General features: G+C 34.7%; 18 protein-coding genes. 4 read left to right on the plus strand and 14 right to left on the minus strand.

Annotated features, from left to right (window positions below; genetic code table 11):
- Nucleotides 1-47 precede the first annotated feature (47 nt).
- The 11 genes from AC0INN_RS19870 to AC0INN_RS19920 all read right to left on the minus strand — a co-directional run bounded on the left by AC0INN_RS19870 (nt 48) and on the right by AC0INN_RS19920 (nt 12,666).
- Nucleotides 48-902 carry a helix-turn-helix domain-containing protein gene (locus AC0INN_RS19870; RefSeq protein WP_306614748.1) on the minus strand — a complete coding sequence of 285 codons (855 nt, stop codon included), beginning with the start codon at nt 900-902 and terminating at the stop codon, nt 48-50.
- Nucleotides 903-977: 75 nt separating this feature from the next.
- Nucleotides 978-1,298, minus strand: coding sequence for a hypothetical protein (locus tag AC0INN_RS19875; RefSeq protein WP_306614750.1), 321 nt, complete (start codon nt 1,296-1,298; stop codon nt 978-980).
- Nucleotides 1,299-1,393: 95 nt separating this feature from the next.
- Nucleotides 1,394-1,768, minus strand: a complete 375-nt coding sequence (locus AC0INN_RS19880) for a helix-turn-helix domain-containing protein (protein ID WP_306614752.1) — start codon at nt 1,766-1,768, stop codon at nt 1,394-1,396.
- A 60-nt stretch (nt 1,769-1,828) separates the two neighbouring features.
- Complete coding sequence (locus AC0INN_RS19885) at nt 1,829-3,853, minus strand: AIPR family protein (protein ID WP_306614754.1); 2,025 nt, start codon at nt 3,851-3,853, stop codon at nt 1,829-1,831.
- A 7-nt stretch (nt 3,854-3,860) separates the two neighbouring features.
- The gene (locus tag AC0INN_RS19890; RefSeq protein WP_306614756.1) at nt 3,861-4,862 is read right to left on the minus strand and encodes a PD-(D/E)XK motif protein; all 1,002 of its coding nucleotides are present in this window, start codon (nt 4,860-4,862) and stop codon (nt 3,861-3,863) included.
- On the minus strand, nt 4,855-7,623 hold the full coding sequence (locus AC0INN_RS19895; protein ID WP_306614758.1) for a Z1 domain-containing protein: 2,769 nt from the start codon (nt 7,621-7,623) through the stop codon (nt 4,855-4,857). Before AC0INN_RS19895 ends, AC0INN_RS19890 begins: the two co-directional genes overlap by 8 nt.
- Nucleotides 7,624-7,630: 7 nt before the next feature.
- Entirely contained in the window at nt 7,631-9,091 is a 1,461-nt protein-coding gene (locus tag AC0INN_RS19900; RefSeq protein ID WP_306614759.1) for an ATP-binding protein, read from the minus strand.
- On the minus strand, nt 9,088-9,783 hold the full coding sequence (locus AC0INN_RS19905; protein WP_306614761.1) for a hypothetical protein: 696 nt from the start codon (nt 9,781-9,783) through the stop codon (nt 9,088-9,090). The genes AC0INN_RS19900 and AC0INN_RS19905 overlap by 4 nt, the downstream gene beginning before the upstream one ends.
- On the minus strand, nt 9,780-10,835 hold the full coding sequence (locus tag AC0INN_RS19910; protein WP_306614763.1) for a DNA cytosine methyltransferase: 1,056 nt from the start codon (nt 10,833-10,835) through the stop codon (nt 9,780-9,782). Before AC0INN_RS19910 ends, AC0INN_RS19905 begins: the two co-directional genes overlap by 4 nt.
- Nucleotides 10,832-12,340, minus strand: a complete 1,509-nt coding sequence (locus AC0INN_RS19915; protein WP_306614765.1) for a DNA cytosine methyltransferase — start codon at nt 12,338-12,340, stop codon at nt 10,832-10,834. The genes AC0INN_RS19910 and AC0INN_RS19915 overlap by 4 nt, the downstream gene beginning before the upstream one ends.
- Entirely contained in the window at nt 12,259-12,666 is a 408-nt protein-coding gene (locus AC0INN_RS19920; protein ID WP_306614767.1) for a very short patch repair endonuclease, read from the minus strand. The genes AC0INN_RS19915 and AC0INN_RS19920 overlap by 82 nt, the downstream gene beginning before the upstream one ends.
- Before the next feature lie 788 nt (nt 12,667-13,454).
- Here AC0INN_RS19920 and AC0INN_RS19925 point away from each other — a divergent pair.
- The 4 genes from AC0INN_RS19925 to AC0INN_RS19940 all read left to right on the plus strand — a co-directional run bounded on the left by AC0INN_RS19925 (nt 13,455) and on the right by AC0INN_RS19940 (nt 16,462).
- A complete protein-coding gene (locus AC0INN_RS19925) occupies nt 13,455-14,159 on the plus strand; it encodes a hypothetical protein (RefSeq protein ID WP_306614769.1) in 705 nt (234 codons plus the stop codon).
- A complete protein-coding gene (locus AC0INN_RS19930) occupies nt 14,146-14,790 on the plus strand; it encodes a hypothetical protein (RefSeq protein WP_306614771.1) in 645 nt (214 codons plus the stop codon). Before AC0INN_RS19925 ends, AC0INN_RS19930 begins: the two co-directional genes overlap by 14 nt.
- Nucleotides 14,760-15,509: a sensor histidine kinase gene (locus AC0INN_RS19935; protein WP_306614773.1), complete on the plus strand. Its 750-nt coding sequence runs from the start codon at nt 14,760-14,762 to the stop codon at nt 15,507-15,509. Before AC0INN_RS19930 ends, AC0INN_RS19935 begins: the two co-directional genes overlap by 31 nt.
- A gap of 272 nt (nt 15,510-15,781) precedes the next feature.
- The gene (locus AC0INN_RS19940) at nt 15,782-16,462 is read left to right on the plus strand and encodes a response regulator transcription factor (protein ID WP_172279378.1); all 681 of its coding nucleotides are present in this window, start codon (nt 15,782-15,784) and stop codon (nt 16,460-16,462) included.
- A gap of 171 nt (nt 16,463-16,633) precedes the next feature.
- On the opposite strand, the gene AC0INN_RS19945 is transcribed toward AC0INN_RS19940, so the two are convergent.
- The 3 genes from AC0INN_RS19945 to AC0INN_RS19955 form a co-directional block, all read right to left on the minus strand.
- A complete protein-coding gene (locus tag AC0INN_RS19945; protein ID WP_306614775.1) occupies nt 16,634-17,320 on the minus strand; it encodes a hypothetical protein in 687 nt (228 codons plus the stop codon).
- Nucleotides 17,321-17,424: 104 nt separating this feature from the next.
- The gene (locus AC0INN_RS19950) at nt 17,425-17,691 is read right to left on the minus strand and encodes a RebB family R body protein (protein WP_034684388.1); all 267 of its coding nucleotides are present in this window, start codon (nt 17,689-17,691) and stop codon (nt 17,425-17,427) included.
- 84 nt (nt 17,692-17,775) lie between these two features.
- Nucleotides 17,776-18,045, minus strand: coding sequence for a RebB family R body protein (locus AC0INN_RS19955; protein ID WP_089027138.1), 270 nt, complete (start codon nt 18,043-18,045; stop codon nt 17,776-17,778).
- Nucleotides 18,046-18,050 lie beyond the last annotated feature (5 nt).

Raw genomic sequence — 18,050 nt, forward strand, 5'->3', positions numbered from 1 at the left:
TGACGGATACAAAATTATCGGGTAATAAAGGGGATTCCTATAGCGGATTAATGGTCTTTATGAGACAAATCTTTGTGATGGGACCTGAACTGAAGGGCAGTCATCCCTGTTCCTTTTTTGAAAAACCTCGAAAAATAAACAGGATCATCATAGCCTAATTCAACCGCGATCTGCTTAACGCTCATTTTCGTATAAAACAAAAGCCGGCGGGCTTCCAGCAACACCTCCTGCTGGATCCAGTAGCTGGCAGGATAGCCGGTTACTTCTTTGATCGCTTCGTTCAGATAAAGGGGTGTAATGACAAGGGATTGTGCATATTGCTGTACCTGCCTGATTTTTTTAAAATTTTCTTTCACCAGTTTTTTGAACTGCCGGGTAATGGTATACTTCTGTCCGGTACTGGTCTGCTCCGAAACCTGAAATTTCATGATCTGGGAAACCATCATTCCAATAACCGATTCCACCAAAGACTGTTTCACGGAAACCGTATGCAAGCTATCTGTTTCATCAATCTTTTCAAGTATTCCCGGAATATCAAAGACGACATCCCTTTCATTAACCTCCACCGATTGGCGGATCCATTGATAGGTTTCCAGAACTTCCCGGTAATGCTGAGGAATGGCTCCTGTATCTACAAACAAAAACCAACCTTCCGTATCCTGCTGATGCACATACCGGTGAATCTGTCCCGGAGCTACAAAACACAGGAAAGCCCCCTTCAAATCCAAAGTGTTGAAATCTACTTCAAGCGTAAAATCTCCTTTTTGCTGAAGAATAAACATATAATGATCGTCCCGGTGAATTCCGGTTTCCTTTTCAGATAAAACCGATAAAGGCATCAGCTTTATTCCAAAATCCTGCAGCTGACGGTGATGTAGCGATATGTTGGAGTACTTTTCCAAGGGATCGAGTTGTGAAACTAAAGATAGTAATTATTCGTATAGGTCCGGTTTTTTATGACCGGAAAATACAACAGATCATTCTTTGCTGATCACATGATCAAACAAAAGCTCAGCCACATCTTTATCACTCAACTCCTGATGATCCCTGATTTCCTTAAGCACATTCAAAAAATAAGGAAACCCAAATAAGCTGTAATACCTTATTCCATCTTTCACAAACTCCAAACTTCCTTCTGTCGTCTCAATCTCAAAAAATGCCAGATTATTGTTCAGCTCTAAAGGTTGTTCCATATAGACTTCGATCGCTTCGGAAGTCTGATCCAATGATTGTTCCTGACAAAAGTCTCTATAGGATCCTCCCTTGCGGAAGTAGTTGATTAATTCTTGTAGATTCATGTGGTTTCTTTATTTCATTCTTCTTATCATAAAAAATACCACTTCATTGAAGCAGTATTTATTCTTTATGATCTATTATCCTTAAATAAGGAAGATTACTTTTCTGACTTTAATTTCTCAACTTCCTGTTTCAAAGCTTCAACTTGTTCTTTCAGGAGTTTAATGTAGTCTTGTAGGTTGTCCATGACCTGATTGGGAACATTATAGTATGTATTATTAAAATTTATACTAGCTGCATTATCGCTAAAAGTAGAGTTGTCATTATTTTGAATTGCATTGGCTGGTCTTTCTTCTTTGATTTCCTCTACAGGAACATCTAAAGCTTTGGCCAGCTTTTCCCATTCATCATCAAATATTCTTACATCTCCACTTTCCTTTCTGCAATAATTGGAAACATCCGTTGATAGGATGTTAGACATATATTCCTGAGTATATCCTCTTTTCTTTCTTAGACTTCTTAACTTTTCCATAGTGGTTGTGTTGTGCTTTGTACAAATATAGAGAAAAATGGTATTGAATGCTATCTAGAATTATACTTGTTCTTCAAAACCCAGATCTTGAGCCTTTTTTAGTAAACTTAATGCATTTTTCGCTTGTTTTAATGTTAATATTGTTTTCCTGTTTGAAAGAATACCAATATTATATGATAATTTTCTTTCGAAAGGTGTAAATCTATTATATGCCTTTGCCCAATTTGCTAATGCAAACCAAGTTTCACTTTTCACATTACCTGCTTCCTCTATTATTCTTAATTCATGGGGTGAAAGTTCTTGACCAATTAAATCATTTTCAATATACGAATCTACATTTTTAATTTCCTCATTTATTATACTAATATCAATAAACTTATCCTTAAGCGTTAGCCAGCATTCTGGTTTTTTGCACCATTCTCCAATATTCATACCTACTTTTAGAGGATTATTCAAATGATCCCAAACAATACTAATCATCTGTTCAACTATGTTATTCAGAATTTCATTTACTCCTTGATTCTCCCATATTGTATCAAGATTCAGTTTTTTGTTAGATTTAAAAGATAACCATGATAAAATATATGATACCATATTTGCTTTGTAGCCACCAAGATTTTTCCTGGCTACTATTCTATCAATTTCTTTAAACAAGATTGCCTTTGCTACAAGCCTTTGATAATATCTTTTGCTCATTTCATTTCTTTGGTTTGCGAGCTCTTTAGTAAAGAGCTTAAAATTATTTTCAGCCCCTTTGCTTACATCAAAAGGTCTCTGTAACCAACTCATTTCATATTTTGCTAAATCTGTTTTTGTAAATTTTTGTTTTTTGGGATATTCACGATCAAATATTTTTGCTTCTCTAACAGTTTTCTTAGATCTCTCATCAAGATATTGTCCTCTCGTCCTTTCATAAAACCATTTGTTTGTTGCCTTACCCCCTGTTTTTGTTGGCATCCATTCTGTTCTTGAAAAATTTTCTATTGCAATATGATATTCGTTATTAGAGCTAAAGTCGGAATCTTTAATAATTGTTTGCGTATTTGCAAAACGTGAAATTTTTGCAACAATATCTCCCATTTCATCCTGGTGCCGAACAACAGAAATTTTCATTTGTACAAATACTTTTGATAAATCAATTTCCTTTTCTGTTGATGTGGCGAAAATTGACGCAGTTGTTTGGCCTCCATTCACAACCTGCCAATTCTCAATCTTTGTTATATAAGGTATATTATCTTCAAATTCCATCTCAACATTTGCAGCTGTTGTTGAAATACCATTATTATATGCAAAAAACATATCTGGCTCCTTACGTATAGTTTCTCGTATCCCTTGATTCACTCTCGCTCTAAACTGTAAAAATGTTCTAACATTTTTCTCAAGAAGTCCTTGTCTATATTTTTCATAAACAGAAGCTAAAATTCTTCCCGGAATGATAGCGATATATACATCTACCTTTTCACTTACCTTTTCCATATGCAGACATTTTAGTTTATGGTTAAAATCATTCAAGAAGTCTATTTCAATTTTCTGTTTACCTGCACGTATCAAGTATTGTTGATAAACCCTTTCCATATCCCACAATTGGAAGTCAATATAAACACCATTTTGTTCAAATGCATCCGGAATAATATCAGCTGAAGCTTCTCCATTTGTAAGAACAAAAATTCTTACATTTTTCACTTCGCTTTTTGACTGTTCAATTATTTGAACTAAATCAAATACATTTATATCGGATTCATCAATTTTTGCAGAAAGTTTACCATCCCTAGCTTGCCAAAAAAAATTTTCGGCTTTATTAAAAGCATCCAAAACATCCTTGTCAGAAACTTTAGTCAATCTTTGTTCTCCTTTAAAAATAGTTACAAACAAATCAATTGATGTGTTTTCGTCATCGTAATTCCATGCATTTATTTTAAGCCCTCTCACTTTATAATGACACAATTCATGTGCAATTACTTCACCTGAATCAATCGCATATTCAAGTATATCATTAGTAATAGCATCTTCCTGTGAAATTTTATCTTCTTCTACAGTAATTAATGCACTTTCTAAAAAATCTATTCCAAATTCTGACAGATTCATAATTTTACTATATATAATTTAAAATGTCTGTTGTTATTTCAAAATGAGAACAAGAAGCAACTACGATGGAGTATTTCAAGTCTCCAACTCCATTAGGTAGGTTTGCTTGAAGTAACCTAGGAAAACCTTCTTTCACATCAAAAAATTTGCTTTCAGAAATGGAAAATCCAACAGTGTATTTATCCGCAAGGGCAACATTATATCCATACTTCAAAAGTTTTATATAAAACTGAAATGTTGCAATGGGGTCATATTGTATTTGCATACAGATTTCATGTATCAATGCCGGTAATGTGCAGTTTGGCAAGTTGCTATGAAGATTCACTGAAAACAGTGAAAGATAAAGATAATCAACGCCTGTATTGTCAAGCTGTTTTTCAGAAGCTATATTAAATTTCTTATGCTGTTTACACGAAGTAGTTTTTATTTCTATAACTTTGTTCATTACTTGGAAATCATGAGTAGTTTTATCTGAACCTGTCCAGTATAAAACCGATTCAGCAAAAGAATACTTCTGAAACAGATAATCTTTTAGGAAATAAAGTTCACCAAAAAGCCCTTTCTGTGCGGAAATAGAAAGAATTTTATTTTCATGTTTTTCAAAAAACATTCTCCATTCTAACAGTGTTTTTATTAATATACCAGAAAGGTTATTTTTATTTTGTAGTTGAATAACCTTATCACATAAATCTGAAATAACAAACTCAAAAATATTATCAGTATTAGGTATCGACTGGGTTAATCTTAAAAAAACTGTATTGGAAAATTCACCAAGATTTTGAACAATTACAGAGATGTCAAGTCCTCTAAACTTAGGCAAAGAATCAATTAAAATATCTTGATCGCTATCAAGCTTAATATATAATATACGAATCTGTTTTCTGAAATCTGTTGCCAGAAAAGAACTAAATAAACCATCTGACGGAATTCTCCTTGCAATCTGAGATTGCATAGGATTATTTTTGGATTCATTATTAATTGACTCCCAAATTTCTTTATAGTTAATCATAATTTGCCAGTTCTAACTCTTCATATACACTGTTTATATCGTAAGTTGATTGTTTAAGATTGTCATTGTTGGGCCAACTAATTGCAAATCCAAATGGCATCTTATCCAGAGATAATAATTCAACAGGATCTTCACTAGTTTCTCTATAATTTTCAATAAGTAAAGGATAAATAGTAATAAGTGGTCTATTTAATCGTGGTAATAATGCTCTCAGGTCTTTGCTAGTAGCTGTTGTTTCAATCTCAAAATCTATTTTTTCATCATCAGGACTGACTAATCTTTGAATAAATAGTCTATTGTTAATAAACTCTTCTTTAATCGATCTTGTAAAAGGTTTGATATCTAATCCTGCAATCTGCACTAAGTCTTCATGTGTACTTCTTATAAGTGATGCCAAAGCCACATTCCATATGTCAAGAATATCATTCGGACTATCACCTTCTTTTTGTTTTTCAATGAATTCAATTATTCTTTTTGTATTTGATGCTGGCGCTCCTCTGTATGAAATATATGCATCCAAAAATGAAACAATTATTTCCTTTGGAACTCCAGTCCATAAATAAGTGTTTTCTTTTTGTTCTATTGGAAATGGACTTAATGCCTGAATAAAATCCTCAATAGCATTAAAATTGTTTATTAATATTGATTTGTCACCAGAAAGAGAAGATGTTTCTGTAAGTTTTCCTTTATATGTTAACGGTAATGTTGTGGTATGTCTCATTTTCATTGCATTTGTTGCCATCATATCCGGGTGAGATAAGACTCGTAATCCAAATTCGATCGGAGTAGATTTTTGACGACTCATTTCCATAAATTCCTTTCGTAAAATTTCAAATGCAGTTGAAATATGCCTATACCAACTAAACAAATCATCAGTTGTGTAAATTCTGCACAGATCTTCAAATCCGGTTCTATATCCAAACCATCTTCCCATTTGCATTAAAGTATCATATAATGTACTCGCTCGTGTAAAATAACTAACTGTCAAGCCTTCCAAAGTTAATCCCCTCGATAGTTTATCTCCTCCGATCGCTATAACACTCAGTCCAGCCCCTTCTCTGTTCTTGTAATCAAGAATATCCCCAGCTGTTCCATTTATAATATGTGGTTTTCTTTCCATTTTTAGAACAGCGGGTTTTAAATTACCTCTTACTTCATCCCAATTATTCAATACCCCCTCCATTTGGGTTGTTATTCTTATATAATCTCTTTCAAATAAAATTTTGAATTCTTGAATGATATCATTGTCATCATTAGCAATTCCCTCTCTTAGACGATTAAACTCATCTTCAACAAACCTTCCTACAGCATTTTGTATATCATTAAATCTTGTACAATGTATTAACATTGTATTATGCTTATTACCCTGTCCTCTTAATCTTCTGACTGCAGAACTTATTATGAAAGACTTGATTGCCTCTTTCATTGATTCAGGTATATGGTCAGGTATATCTGTAGCACGATGACGCAATGGAAGAAAATCAGAATTAGGCATTGAAGCATCATCAACAGTTATATGAATTGGCAAGCCCTGTTCTGTTTCACTTTCATTTAAACCAAAAACCTGAACAGGTCCAAAATAATTAGATGGTGCTTCCATTGAAATAATAAAAGATGATGGAAACAAATCTTTACCATACAATGAATGTTCATTATCATGATGCATAAAAATATTCGCAAAAGGAGTGGCTGTATACCCTACATAAGCCTTTTGATTAAAAATGTTTAAGAGCTGCCTTATATTTCTGTTGATTGACGTTGGATCAAGCTCCCCCGTGTCGTTTGCAGACGCTCTTGTATTAGGTGTTGCCTGGTCTGCTTCATCATCTATTAAAAGTAACGGAAGATTATTTAATATTGATTCGCCTTCTGAATTCTGTAAAACGTATTCATCACCAAGCGTATCCAAACTCTCGCGAAAATATCTTATAAGATTTCCTAGTACTGAAACATTTTTCTTTACAATAAGAATCATTGGTCTGTCAGATCCGGGTTGAACTCCTCCGACCTGTTGAGCAAAGCTTCTGGAAAAATCACCACCGTCATTTTGAGTAGTAAAGGTATCTACATTGATGTACCCTTCACCCGGTAAAGTTGTAACACCAATTCTTTTTAACTGTGCCTGATCACTTGTATCTCTACCAATTACTTCTTCATCAATTCGCATCTGGGTCTGACTTCTTAAATTTTTATGCATTCCACTAAGAACAATTATCACTTTATATCCGGAATCAATTGCTTTATTAATTAACCCGGTAAAGTTTGCCGTTTTTCCTGATTGAACATATCCAACCACCAAACCTCTTCTATCAAATGCTCTATCTTTTACTGTAGGATCTTCTAACCTCTCTATGATATCATCAGTAATTTCATCAAGTCGATCTACGGTTGATACAGGCCATTGCTTTATATTTAGAAGATATTTTCTGTAACGTTTCCAAAATTTAAAATCAATCTTATCTGTTGCTACTTTATCTCGATACCAGGGGATATGCCCCGAATCATCTGTAAGTGTGTGATATTCTCCAGCTTCAACACCTTGATTTATATTTACTTCATACTGTAATTCCGAAATCAAAAAGTCTCTGATTTCTTCTTTAGAACTGAAAGTAATTGATGGGTGATCAACACTTTTAACATCCAATGGCGTCAAGACATTCGACACTGCCATATCCATTGCTTCTTCATAAGACATTGAATCTTTAAAAAGCTCATAGTTATCCTTAACAATACTTTTAATAAAATTGTAGGGTTTGCTCATTTTTAATTCATTTTAATTGTTGAAAGCACTCGATACTGTTTACTTTTTCAGTTGCTTCTTTTTCTGAGAAGCCAGCATTAATAAGTGCTGACAATGTATTTTCATATATTAGTTTAAGTTCTTTTTTTGAATCTTCAAAGAAGTCTTTCATTACAATTGAATGATCAGAAAAATCTGATACTATAAAACTGATCGGCAATGATTCGCCAACTAATTTCATATAATCATTAAAAATATATGCCTCTTCTTCAAGATTGTCTGCAATAAGATTATAAATCGGATGCTCTTTATTTATTTCATAAAATCTTTTACCCTTTTTTTGTCTAGCCTTCCATAAATAGACAATTTCTTTTTTGAGTTCTGTACGTCTGAGATACGCCCCTCTATGGGTATAAACCTTTACTGCTTTTTCTATAGAAATAATACATATTGTCTTAATTCTTTTGCGAATGACATCCGGGATTTTAGCAGAAGCTTTTTTTACATCAATTTGCCATTCAGGATCAAGAGTGTTTGGTATGTCGATTCTGATTCTACACAGACGCTGATTTTCTTTTTTCTTAAAACCAAGGTCAAGCCAGGTTCCATCTGCTATAAGACGTTTATTTCTGTAGAGATAAATTCCCTGGTGTTCTATCCATCCTTTTGTTATCTCAAGATTATTTCTTTCAACATTAGAAAGTTTTGATTCATGTGGAAGTATAAATGGCTGTATATATATATTCTGCTGCTTTATTGAAAGTTGCTCTTCCGCAAGTTCTACTGAAGGATACTCATTAGAAATATTAAAAGGATTAATAGCATGTAACTCTTCATCGAAAATAAAAATTCTGATTTTTTTCTCTTCAATAAAACGATGAAATACCAGACCCAAATGCTTGCGAACATTCACAAATTTTCTGTAAAAATGTTCTTTATCTGATTTTAATTCCTCAGACTCAACTAGTCTGTCAAGTTTTTCCCAAAGTACTATTGTTCCTGAACCAATATCTGGAAATTTACCAAGAAGCTTTTCAGAGTTTTTATCTGCACAGTTTCGAAGCAATATCCAATCTTTTTTTTCTTTTACAATATCCAAATCCCAACAACGAATAAATTCATTATTTGATTTATTCCTTGTTTTTACAGTAAGTCGTTTACATTGAGAGAATGATGCGGTTTTTAGCCCCAAACCAAATCGTCCTAAATCATTATTGTTTCTATTATCAAGAGGATTAAAACTACCCATTTTCATTGCGTTCAGCAATTCTTTTTCATTCATCCCCTTTCCATTATCTTCAATTTTTATATATGAAGAATAGCGATCAATTCCAAAAGTAATTTTTATATCCTTTGCTCCGGCTGTAATACTATTGTCAATTAAATCTGCCAGAGCTGTTTCAACAGAATACCCAAAAGATCTTGCTGACTGAAGCAAGCTTTCTGGCTGCGGTCTTACAATATCATATTGATGATTCTGTTTTTTCATTTAGTTTTTTTTATTAGCTTTTTTAAGTCAGAAGCATAAAGAAGTCCAAAATTTTTGTCCAACACTTTATGACAATTGCTGCAAACAATTATTGAATCATTTATTTCCGTCGAGTCCAATGTTGGTTCATTTTTAAGCTCAAAATGTACTTCCATCAAGTCGTCTCCTATTTCTCCATAAAAAGATTGTGAATTAAAACCACAAACTTCACATTTAAGCTGATTTGTAGTAACCAATGCCATTTCTTTTTTTATTTTTATAAATAATGGATCTGTTTCCCTATTTTTATGAAAATGAAACAGAAATTCAGATTTATATTTTACTTCAGATTGTATTTTTGATTTTGGTTTTAGATAAATCTGCCTAATAATGTCTGCCTCATTATTAAGCTTTTCTCTATGTTTATAAAATTCATTCCATATATCTTTATCCATTTTCCCCCCCATCTTCATACCCTTACCTTTAAAATTCCCATCTAATCTTTTAAAATTTGCTAATTTGAGAGAAACACTATTTATACTTCTAAAAGTATTGATATTTGCAATATTTTTATGTAAGTCCAACTCTCTCAAATCTTTACTTAACTTTATAATTGCTGGATTACTACCATGCATTTGGCCATAGTCCATTTTAAAATATAAGTCTAAGCAAAGTATAAGTTCTTCTCTACTAAAGTTGGGATTCTTTTTCATATTTCTTGAATCTTTAGATGTACAAATAAATAATGAAGAAGAGCATATCCGGTATTTACACTTAGTGCATTTCCTGCCTGCTTATAAAGTTGATGTTCACTAACTCCAGCAGCTATAGCTTTATTATAGAATGTTTCATTAAATCCTTGCAACAGTAAAGCCTCTTTTGGGGTTAATCTTCGAACTGGTTTTTTAAAAAGAATCTCTTTTGAAGTGTTTTTATGAGATTCCCCATTGATAATAAAATCATCAGAATAATAATTATCTTGACAAGCCCTATGCATTTTCATCATTGTTGCTGTCAGTGTTCTTGCTATTTCAAGATCTATTTGTGATTTGCTTTTAAAATTTTTAGAACCATCAGCAAGAATAGTATGTTTAATTTTTTCTGAAAGATAATATTTTTTATCAACTGATTTTTCCAGTATGTCTAAGACATTATTATAGGTTTTAAGAGAATGTTTTTTTATATTTCTAAAATTCTCAATAATTGCTTCTTCGGTTAAATCAATGTTAATTTTTCTTGCACTACAAACAAAAAAAATCCTAGCTCTTTTTTGTGGTAATCCAAAATTCTGAGTGTTGAGCACTACGTAATTTACATAGTTATATTTATGTTCTTTAAAATATTCAAGAATCTGATTTAATGTTTTACCTTTATCATGACTAATAATATTTCTTACATTTTCTAATACAATGAATTCTGGTTTTTTTGTTGTCAAAAGTTTATCAATACTAAACAAAATTCTCCCTCTTTCATCTTCAAGTCCTAGTTTTTTACCTAGTAGACTGAATGATTGACATGGAAATCCGCCAAGTAATAATTCAAAATCTTTAAGCTGTTTAAGTTTTTCCTTATCTTCAACAAATTCTATGATATCATTCATTCGCATTTCTCCATTCAGATTATAATTACTATTATATGTAGAAACTGCAAATTTATCAATCTCAGAAAATCCTACACATTTCAGTTTAATATCAGTATCACTCGAAATACTTTCTGCTGCACTTCTAAAGCCTCCTATGCCTGAAAATAATTCTGCATATTTCATAAATAATATTTTTTTATTTCTTTAGCAATCATTTCCGCAAGTTTTACTGGTACAGCATTACCTATCTGTTGGTACCAAGCGTTCAAAGAACCTCTGAAAACATAATCATCTGGAAAAGTTTGAATCCTTGCTGCCTCTCTTGGGCTTAACCCGCGAGCTTGTATCGGATGAATATACATGTGACAATCATATTTCATATGAGATGTTATTGTTTTACAAACTTCATTTTGCTTTAGCTTATAATATTTATCTTTAAAAATGTGATTACGGTTATTATAATTACTTAATTTTTGAACACTTGGGTGAAGTGAATTTTCGCCTTCTGGTAAGGTTTTGAATATTTCCAGATCGTTCTCATTATTATATCTTGATTTGTGATTAAAAACATAATTAATTTCTTTATTTCCGTTTATTCCTTTCAAAAACTCATTTTGTTCTGTTTTTAACTTCCTGATTTTGTAGCCATGAATATTACTTTCATAATCAACTCTCAGTTTATATGGATTTGTAAATATTTCAGGAAGACCAAAAAGAGCATCGATAAGTTTATATTTACTCGTGCGATTTTTTTTGCTGTAAATAGTTTGTTTTACTTGCTCAATAAACATAAAATCTTTTCCTCCAATAAGAATATACCTTTTTCTGCTCTGTGGAATATCAAAATTTTGAGAATCTAATTCGAGAGGAATAAAAAAGAACTCCTCATTAGTTTCTTTCTGAATATCTTCTTCGATCTGTTTTTCAACCTTCATCATACCTCTTACATTTTCCATTATGAAAAAATCAGGTTGAATCAAACCTAACAATTTTACAAAGTATTTATAAAGAACATTTCTTTCATCCTCTATAAAACGTTTCTTTTGAGTTGATTCTTCAACTTCAAAATTCCACCTGTTTGCGTTCGAAAATCCTTGACAAGGAGGTCCTCCGCAGATAATTTTCACATTTTTAAAAAGATGTTTATAGTCAGAAAAATTCTCTACCAATATTTTTATATCCCCATTATAAAAATTATCAAGAGGGAGAGTGTGGTTAAAATAATAAGTTTCTAACGCATCAGTTTTATTATCATTAACAAATGCAGGATAGAACCCAGCATTAATTAGCCCTTGACTTAATCCTCCTGCACCACTAAAAAAGTCCGCAAATAAAAGCCCTTCAGGCTTTTGTCTTGTTTCTGGTAAATATTTTTTTAATAATGGATGATTTAATCCATTATTTTGTCTAATTGTAAAATAAATATTATTTAATCTGATAAATAAATCTTCACCTAATTTTTCTTTATATTCAATTGGAAGATCGAGTTGCTCTGTTGCTATTATTTTTATTTTTTCATTTTCTAAAACAGATGCAAGTTCATCTGCAATCTGTTTGCATTTACCTTTGAAAGATTTCAAATGAAAATTATAATAAAATTCAAGCATCAGTTTATTATTTGTTTTAAAAGTTTTTGCATTCTTATCTCGTTTTTTATTTCGCATTCCCAAATTATAATGACGTTCCATCCATCTTTTTTTAACGCTTCTATATTTTTGTTATCGTTTGAGATATTTGTTTTAATTTTATTCAGCCAAAAATCAGTTCTAGTTTTTGGGATTACAAATTTTTTACATCCATCGTGACCGTGCCAAAAACAACCATGAACAAAAATAACAGCATTATACTTACGTAAAACAATATCAGGTTTCCCCAGCAATTTTTTGTCATGCAGTCTATATCTAAATCCATGTGCAAACAAAAACTTTCTCACCAAAATTTCAGGTTTTGTATCTTTCCCCTTAATTTTGCTCATATTATAACTCCTTATTTCTTTGGAATGTACATCCATCATTGTTTTTTTTAGAATACCCCTTTTTAACAAATATAGAAAAACTGAATAACTATATCAAGTCCTATTTTGATATTCAAAGATTTTGTAGTAGAATATAATATTAAAATGTAAAGAAAAGGAAAACGAAAGAAAAAATAATACGGATAACCGTAAGCAAAGGTATTTGACATTACCTTAACCTTAAAATAATTCTTTTCTCATTACTTTAACCAGGACAAACTACTCCACTCCCAACATCTTTGTAATAGAAGTAACATTCTCTACAGTATCCAGTCTATAATCTGCATCACCCCTTTATTAACATCAGCTTGAGCCTGTACATTTGTTGGTCTTGATTATTTATAGCATTTTCAAACATAATTCCTGTAGAATATGCCAGTAATTGATATACAGTTATCAAAGCAATATTAGTTGAAAGCAGTCATTATAATACAAGATTTCATTTTCTAGTTTTTCACTCCAGGGTATTCCTAACAAATGTACTCAACAAAACAGGAACAGCAATCCGTAGAAAAACTGATTTTTTCAGAAAGAAAACTAGCTCTTTAGCCGAAAAACAATTAAAAAAACAAAAATAATTCACATTAGAGCTGGAATTCTTAATATTTACAAACAACTATATATCAACACATTAATCAACACAACACTGTTCTCAAAGCTACCTCATTCGACCGGTAATTCACAATCCTGCAACACAATTTCTCCTATTTCTTACCCGCGTGATTTAAAAACCATTTTTTTTGTAAATTTCAAAAATAATTTATTATTATTTACAAATAACTAATACCATGACAACTGAAAGTATTTACCAATCCATTAAAAAATGGAAAACTTTAATTGACGCTTACAAGAGCGGAATTGACGGAAGCGAGGCGGAAATCCTGGGCTACCTCAACCAGGGTACCCACTTTTCTGTTTCCGGAAAGGAGATTGACCAATGGAAAATTAATCTTGGAAATTCAGAAGACCCAAAGATCCATGCGTACCTGGGTATTGATGAGGACCGGCTTAAGTTCTTCCTGATCGATTCCGAAAGCGATAAGACCGCAGATTTCAATGATATTGTTATCAGGGAATTCACCCGCGATTCCCCCAATGTCACTGTACAAAACACCACCAACCTGGAAGTTGATCCGCCGATCACTTCGGAATCAGCGATCAACCGAAATTTCAGATGGAATATGTATTGTACGACCTGGCTGAAGGCCCAGAAAGTTCAGGACTTCGTCCAGATAGTAGCAATTCCGTTTGCAGATTTTGACCGCCTGGGACTGGATGGTGATCAATCCGGCACCTGTTTCTTCGGACTTACGGATGATCCTGAGAATGCCTCTGTCTTCGCTTATCATGTGGAGATCATTACCGTAAAAGACCTTACGATCAGCGAAATGAGTAAAACCGCAGAGAACTACTCTACTCCGCGACCTCCGTTTACCGCTGCCGATCCTGTTGACAATTACCAACTTTTGAAAAAAAGCGGTGCTTTCTTATAATGACCTATCCCTCTGTTTACAGGTACTGATCAACCTCACCCTATTCACCGGGCTGATCCTATTGGTAAGAAGGGGGATAACCTCCAAGGAAGCGATCCTGCTATTCCTGCTGGGTGAACTGGCCCTGGAACTGACGGACCTCGTGGACCGCCTGCTGAAATTAAACACACTGAACACCTACAACTATGCATTGAGCCAGTCTTTTGGCCTTATAATGCTCACCGAGATCTACAGCAAATACTGTATCAAGCTTCCCCAACCGCTCAGGTGGATGATCTACCTCTATGCTGCAGTATTCCTGGTCATCAATATCGTGAATGTCCGGGACCATACACCCGCTACCTTTTATTCCAACATCATCAGCAGTATTATCATCTGTAGTTTTGCGGCAGCGTATTTTGTGAAGGTATTGAAAAGAGGAAGCGTAAAAAAAAGCGTGTTGATCTTCAACATCTCTGTTTTTCTTTTTTTTTCTGTTGAATGCCTGATCTCCACTACTTTTGATTTCCTGATCAGCAATCACCTGGAATGGGTGGCTCCGATCTGGCTTTTCAGAGGGATCCTGTTATGGTGTTTTTATCTTGCTCTTATTAATCTGGGATGTTGCAGTGGGAAAATCCGGGCCTGGTAGTTGAATGGATATGGATTGGCATTGGTTTATTCCTTTTAACAACAATACTGATCACCGTATTGGTGGTGAACTACCTGAAAAGCATCAGGAAAAGCAGGCAGAAAGTAATGCAGCTCGTCCGCAACACCCAGACGGAATGCTGGGAAAACACCCTGCACATCCAGGAAAAGGACCGGGAACGTCTTGCGGAAGAACTTCATGATAACATAATCTCCAACCTGAACCTGATCCGCCTGAACATCAATCATAAAAACAGGGACGAACTGAACCTGGATCTGAAACAGTCGATGCAGCTGATCCGGGAATTATCCCATAACCTGACGCCTCCGGATCTGGGGGAGATTACGTTAACGGATCTGATCGCCGATTACCTGAACCAGATCAGTAAAACCATAGAGATCGATTACCGTCACAGGGTTACCGATGCATCGATCAGCAGTCCGGTAAAATTAAATATGTTCAGGATCGTCCAGGAGCTGGTCACCAATACTTTAAAACATGCCAATGCCACCCGGATTGATGTATCACTAAGGATATCACTGGAATACCTGATGCTGACCATAGAGGACAACGGAAACGGATTCCGCCAGGAAAACAATTACAACGGGATCGGCCTCAGAAATATCCAGTCCAGGGCACAAAAGATCAGCGCGGCGTATAAGCTGAAGTCGAAACCGGAAAAGGGGACAAAGTTTATAGCGTGTGTGGTAATAGAGTGATGGGAGTTGAGGGTGCGAGTTCTGAGGTTAGAAGGTTTGAGAGTTTGGGGGTTTGAGGGTTTTGGAGATGGCGGGTGAGAGAGTGAGGAAAAGTGGAAAATTGAAAGTGGGAAATTGTGAAAAGGCAGAATTGCTGAGGGGTTGAAAGACTAAACTGCGGAAACGTGAAATCGTAAAATAGTAAAATGGCTGAAAAGCAAAGGGGCGAAATGACTGAAAGAGGAAAAAAGAAATCCGCCTATTTGCCCATTTGCCTAAATAAAAATTAAAAAATGAAAAACTTAAAAATTAAAATTGGTATCGTAGATGATGACCTGTTGTTTGTACAACTTTTAAAAAACTACATCGATCAGGATGATCGTTACGAAGTGGTAATGACCTCAACAAGTGGTCATCATTTTCTGAATGAAACGAACATTGATCTGCCGGACGTCCTTTTGCTGGACCTCAGAATGGCTAACGGGGACGGTATTGAAGTTATGTCCGCCCTGCCACAAAAGGAAGCGGAGGTAAAAATCATTGTCCTCTCCAGCTTTTACCGCCGGTCATTTATGGGACAAATGCTGAAAATGGGAGCCCATGCTTTTTTATCCAAGGAAATTGAGCTTGATGAGCTTTTAAAGGTGATCGATGCAGTGCATCATCATGGCCATTATTTTTCCGATGAACAGGTGGATGTGATGCGCGGACAGCTGTCCAATAAACTTCCGGAGTTTCATGCCTACTCTAAAGACGATCTTACGGAAAGGGAAATTGATGTGTTGCGATTGGTTTGCCAGCAGCTCAGCACCAAAGAAATTGCAGATCATTTATTCATCTCTCCCAAAACAGTGGAGACCCACAAAACCAACCTGATGATCAAAACCAGTGTGAAGAATATGGCCGGGCTGGTGATCTATGCGGTACAGAATAATTTTGTGAATGCTCACGAGATCGTACTGCTGGATAAATAGCTGGAAAACGGTGGTTGAGAGTTGAGAGTTGATGAGTGATGATTGATACTGAAGAGAATACAAATTTGTGAGGGTTATTTTTACCGGTTATATAATTTGTATTCTTTTTCAGTATTATCTGTTTTGAAAGATCATTTTTGAAATTTGCCCTGAAATTATATTGCAGGAGCACTAATTATTGATTTCTTCAACCGTATGCTTTATACGGGGAAGGTTACGGTATTCTCTGTATGCTTCTATATTGGCTCTTCCCATATTCGGAAATACCCAGCTTCCAAAACCTTGATTTATGGTAGAAAAATTATTGTATCCACCTCCTTCAAGGATAACATATGTATTCCCGTCATTCTCATCTACAAATGCCAGATCCAAATACCCTTCACTGAAAACGTGTCCCGGCTCAGCATAATTTCTCATCGTCATGTTTTCATCATCATGAGTCATTCTTACCTGTCCACCGAACATAGCCGTTGTGACTACGTTCTGACCTCTTCTTCCCATGAAGACCCCTCCTTCCCCTCTCATCGCACCTGGTACTGTTTGCCCTACAAAATTCTTTGAATGTTCAAAAAGCAAACGTGCATTCAAATCGTAATCCGTAGGTCCTGCCAGTATTTTAAATTTAAATTTATGCTCGTCGTAACAGATCTTCCAGCTCAGGGCTCTCCCGAGAATACGGAAAGGTTCCATGAACGGTGATCCCACTCTTCCTGCGGGTGATACGATCTGATCAACAAAACGAAGTTGAGGGGCAAATTGCGGCAAACGCAAGATGTGTCTGTAAACCGGTGTTGCATTATCCCAACGGACGCGCATAGCTCTTGTTACCAGCACCACTCCATCTTTTAAAAATCCCATATTAATTTTATTTTAGGTTATTAAGGTTTTATCCTATTAAAAAAATCAGGGAGAATCAATAAAGCATTCTCCCTGAACAATATAATTCTAAAAACACGCTCTGATTAAGATGGATTCAGCATCTTAGCGATGGAAATAGCATCCGCTACGGTATCCACGCTATAGATCTGCATCACGCCTTGTGTAGTCGCTGCCTGACCTAGGATGTTCTGTTGATTTTGCGTATTTACCGCATTTTCAAACATGATCCCGGTAGAGTGCGCTGCTGTCTGATACACATTCCCTAGAGCGATAGCCGGAGCTTCTGCCACTACTTTTACGTTGGACTGCGTTACAGCATCTGTGATTTGTTCATTAACTACTGTTGCCATAATGATAATTGTTATTAGATTTTATACGGCCGGACTCTCCGGCCGTGGTTGTATTGTGTTTCCCGCTATTGCAGAAATGAGGTATTAAGATCCTGCGTTAAGCATTTGAGCAATAGAAATCGCATCTGCTACGGTATCCATGCTGTAGATCTGCATCACCCCTTGTGTTGTTGCAGCCTGTCCTAAAATATTTTGCTGGTTTTGGTTATTTACCGCATTTTCGAACATAATCCCGGTTGAATGCGCCGCCGTTTGGTATACATTTCCTAAAGCGATTGCCGGAGCTTCTGCTACTACTTTTACGTTGGACTGGGTTACTGCGTCTGTAATTTGTTCATTAACTACTGTTGCCATAATGA

This window comes from Chryseobacterium subflavum (genome assembly GCF_055762745.1).

Coding starts and splice junctions, on each gene's coding strand:
- AC0INN_RS19875 (WP_306614750.1), bottom strand. CDS start 1,298: ATGAATCTACAAGAATTAATCAACTACTTCCGCAAGGGAGGATCCTAT.
- AC0INN_RS19880 (WP_306614752.1), bottom strand. CDS start 1,768: ATGGAAAAGTTAAGAAGTCTAAGAAAGAAAAGAGGATATACTCAGGAA.
- AC0INN_RS19885 (WP_306614754.1), bottom strand. CDS start 3,853: ATGAATCTGTCAGAATTTGGAATAGATTTTTTAGAAAGTGCATTAATT.
- AC0INN_RS19890 (WP_306614756.1), bottom strand. CDS start 4,862: ATGATTAACTATAAAGAAATTTGGGAGTCAATTAATAATGAATCCAAA.
- AC0INN_RS19895 (WP_306614758.1), bottom strand. CDS start 7,623: ATGAGCAAACCCTACAATTTTATTAAAAGTATTGTTAAGGATAACTAT.
- AC0INN_RS19900 (WP_306614759.1), bottom strand. CDS start 9,091: ATGAAAAAACAGAATCATCAATATGATATTGTAAGACCGCAGCCAGAA.
- AC0INN_RS19905 (WP_306614761.1), bottom strand. CDS start 9,783: ATGAAAAAGAATCCCAACTTTAGTAGAGAAGAACTTATACTTTGCTTA.
- AC0INN_RS19910 (WP_306614763.1), bottom strand. CDS start 10,835: ATGAAATATGCAGAATTATTTTCAGGCATAGGAGGCTTTAGAAGTGCA.
- AC0INN_RS19915 (WP_306614765.1), bottom strand. CDS start 12,340: ATGGAACGTCATTATAATTTGGGAATGCGAAATAAAAAACGAGATAAG.
- AC0INN_RS19920 (WP_306614767.1), bottom strand. CDS start 12,666: ATGATGGATGTACATTCCAAAGAAATAAGGAGTTATAATATGAGCAAA.
- AC0INN_RS19925 (WP_306614769.1), top strand. CDS start 13,455: ATGACAACTGAAAGTATTTACCAATCCATTAAAAAATGGAAAACTTTA.
- AC0INN_RS19935 (WP_306614773.1), top strand. CDS start 14,760: ATGTTGCAGTGGGAAAATCCGGGCCTGGTAGTTGAATGGATATGGATT.
- AC0INN_RS19940 (WP_172279378.1), top strand. CDS start 15,782: ATGAAAAACTTAAAAATTAAAATTGGTATCGTAGATGATGACCTGTTG.
- AC0INN_RS19945 (WP_306614775.1), bottom strand. CDS start 17,320: ATGGGATTTTTAAAAGATGGAGTGGTGCTGGTAACAAGAGCTATGCGC.
- AC0INN_RS19950 (WP_034684388.1), bottom strand. CDS start 17,691: ATGGCAACAGTAGTTAATGAACAAATCACAGATGCTGTAACGCAGTCC.
- AC0INN_RS19955 (WP_089027138.1), bottom strand. CDS start 18,045: ATGGCAACAGTAGTTAATGAACAAATTACAGACGCAGTAACCCAGTCC.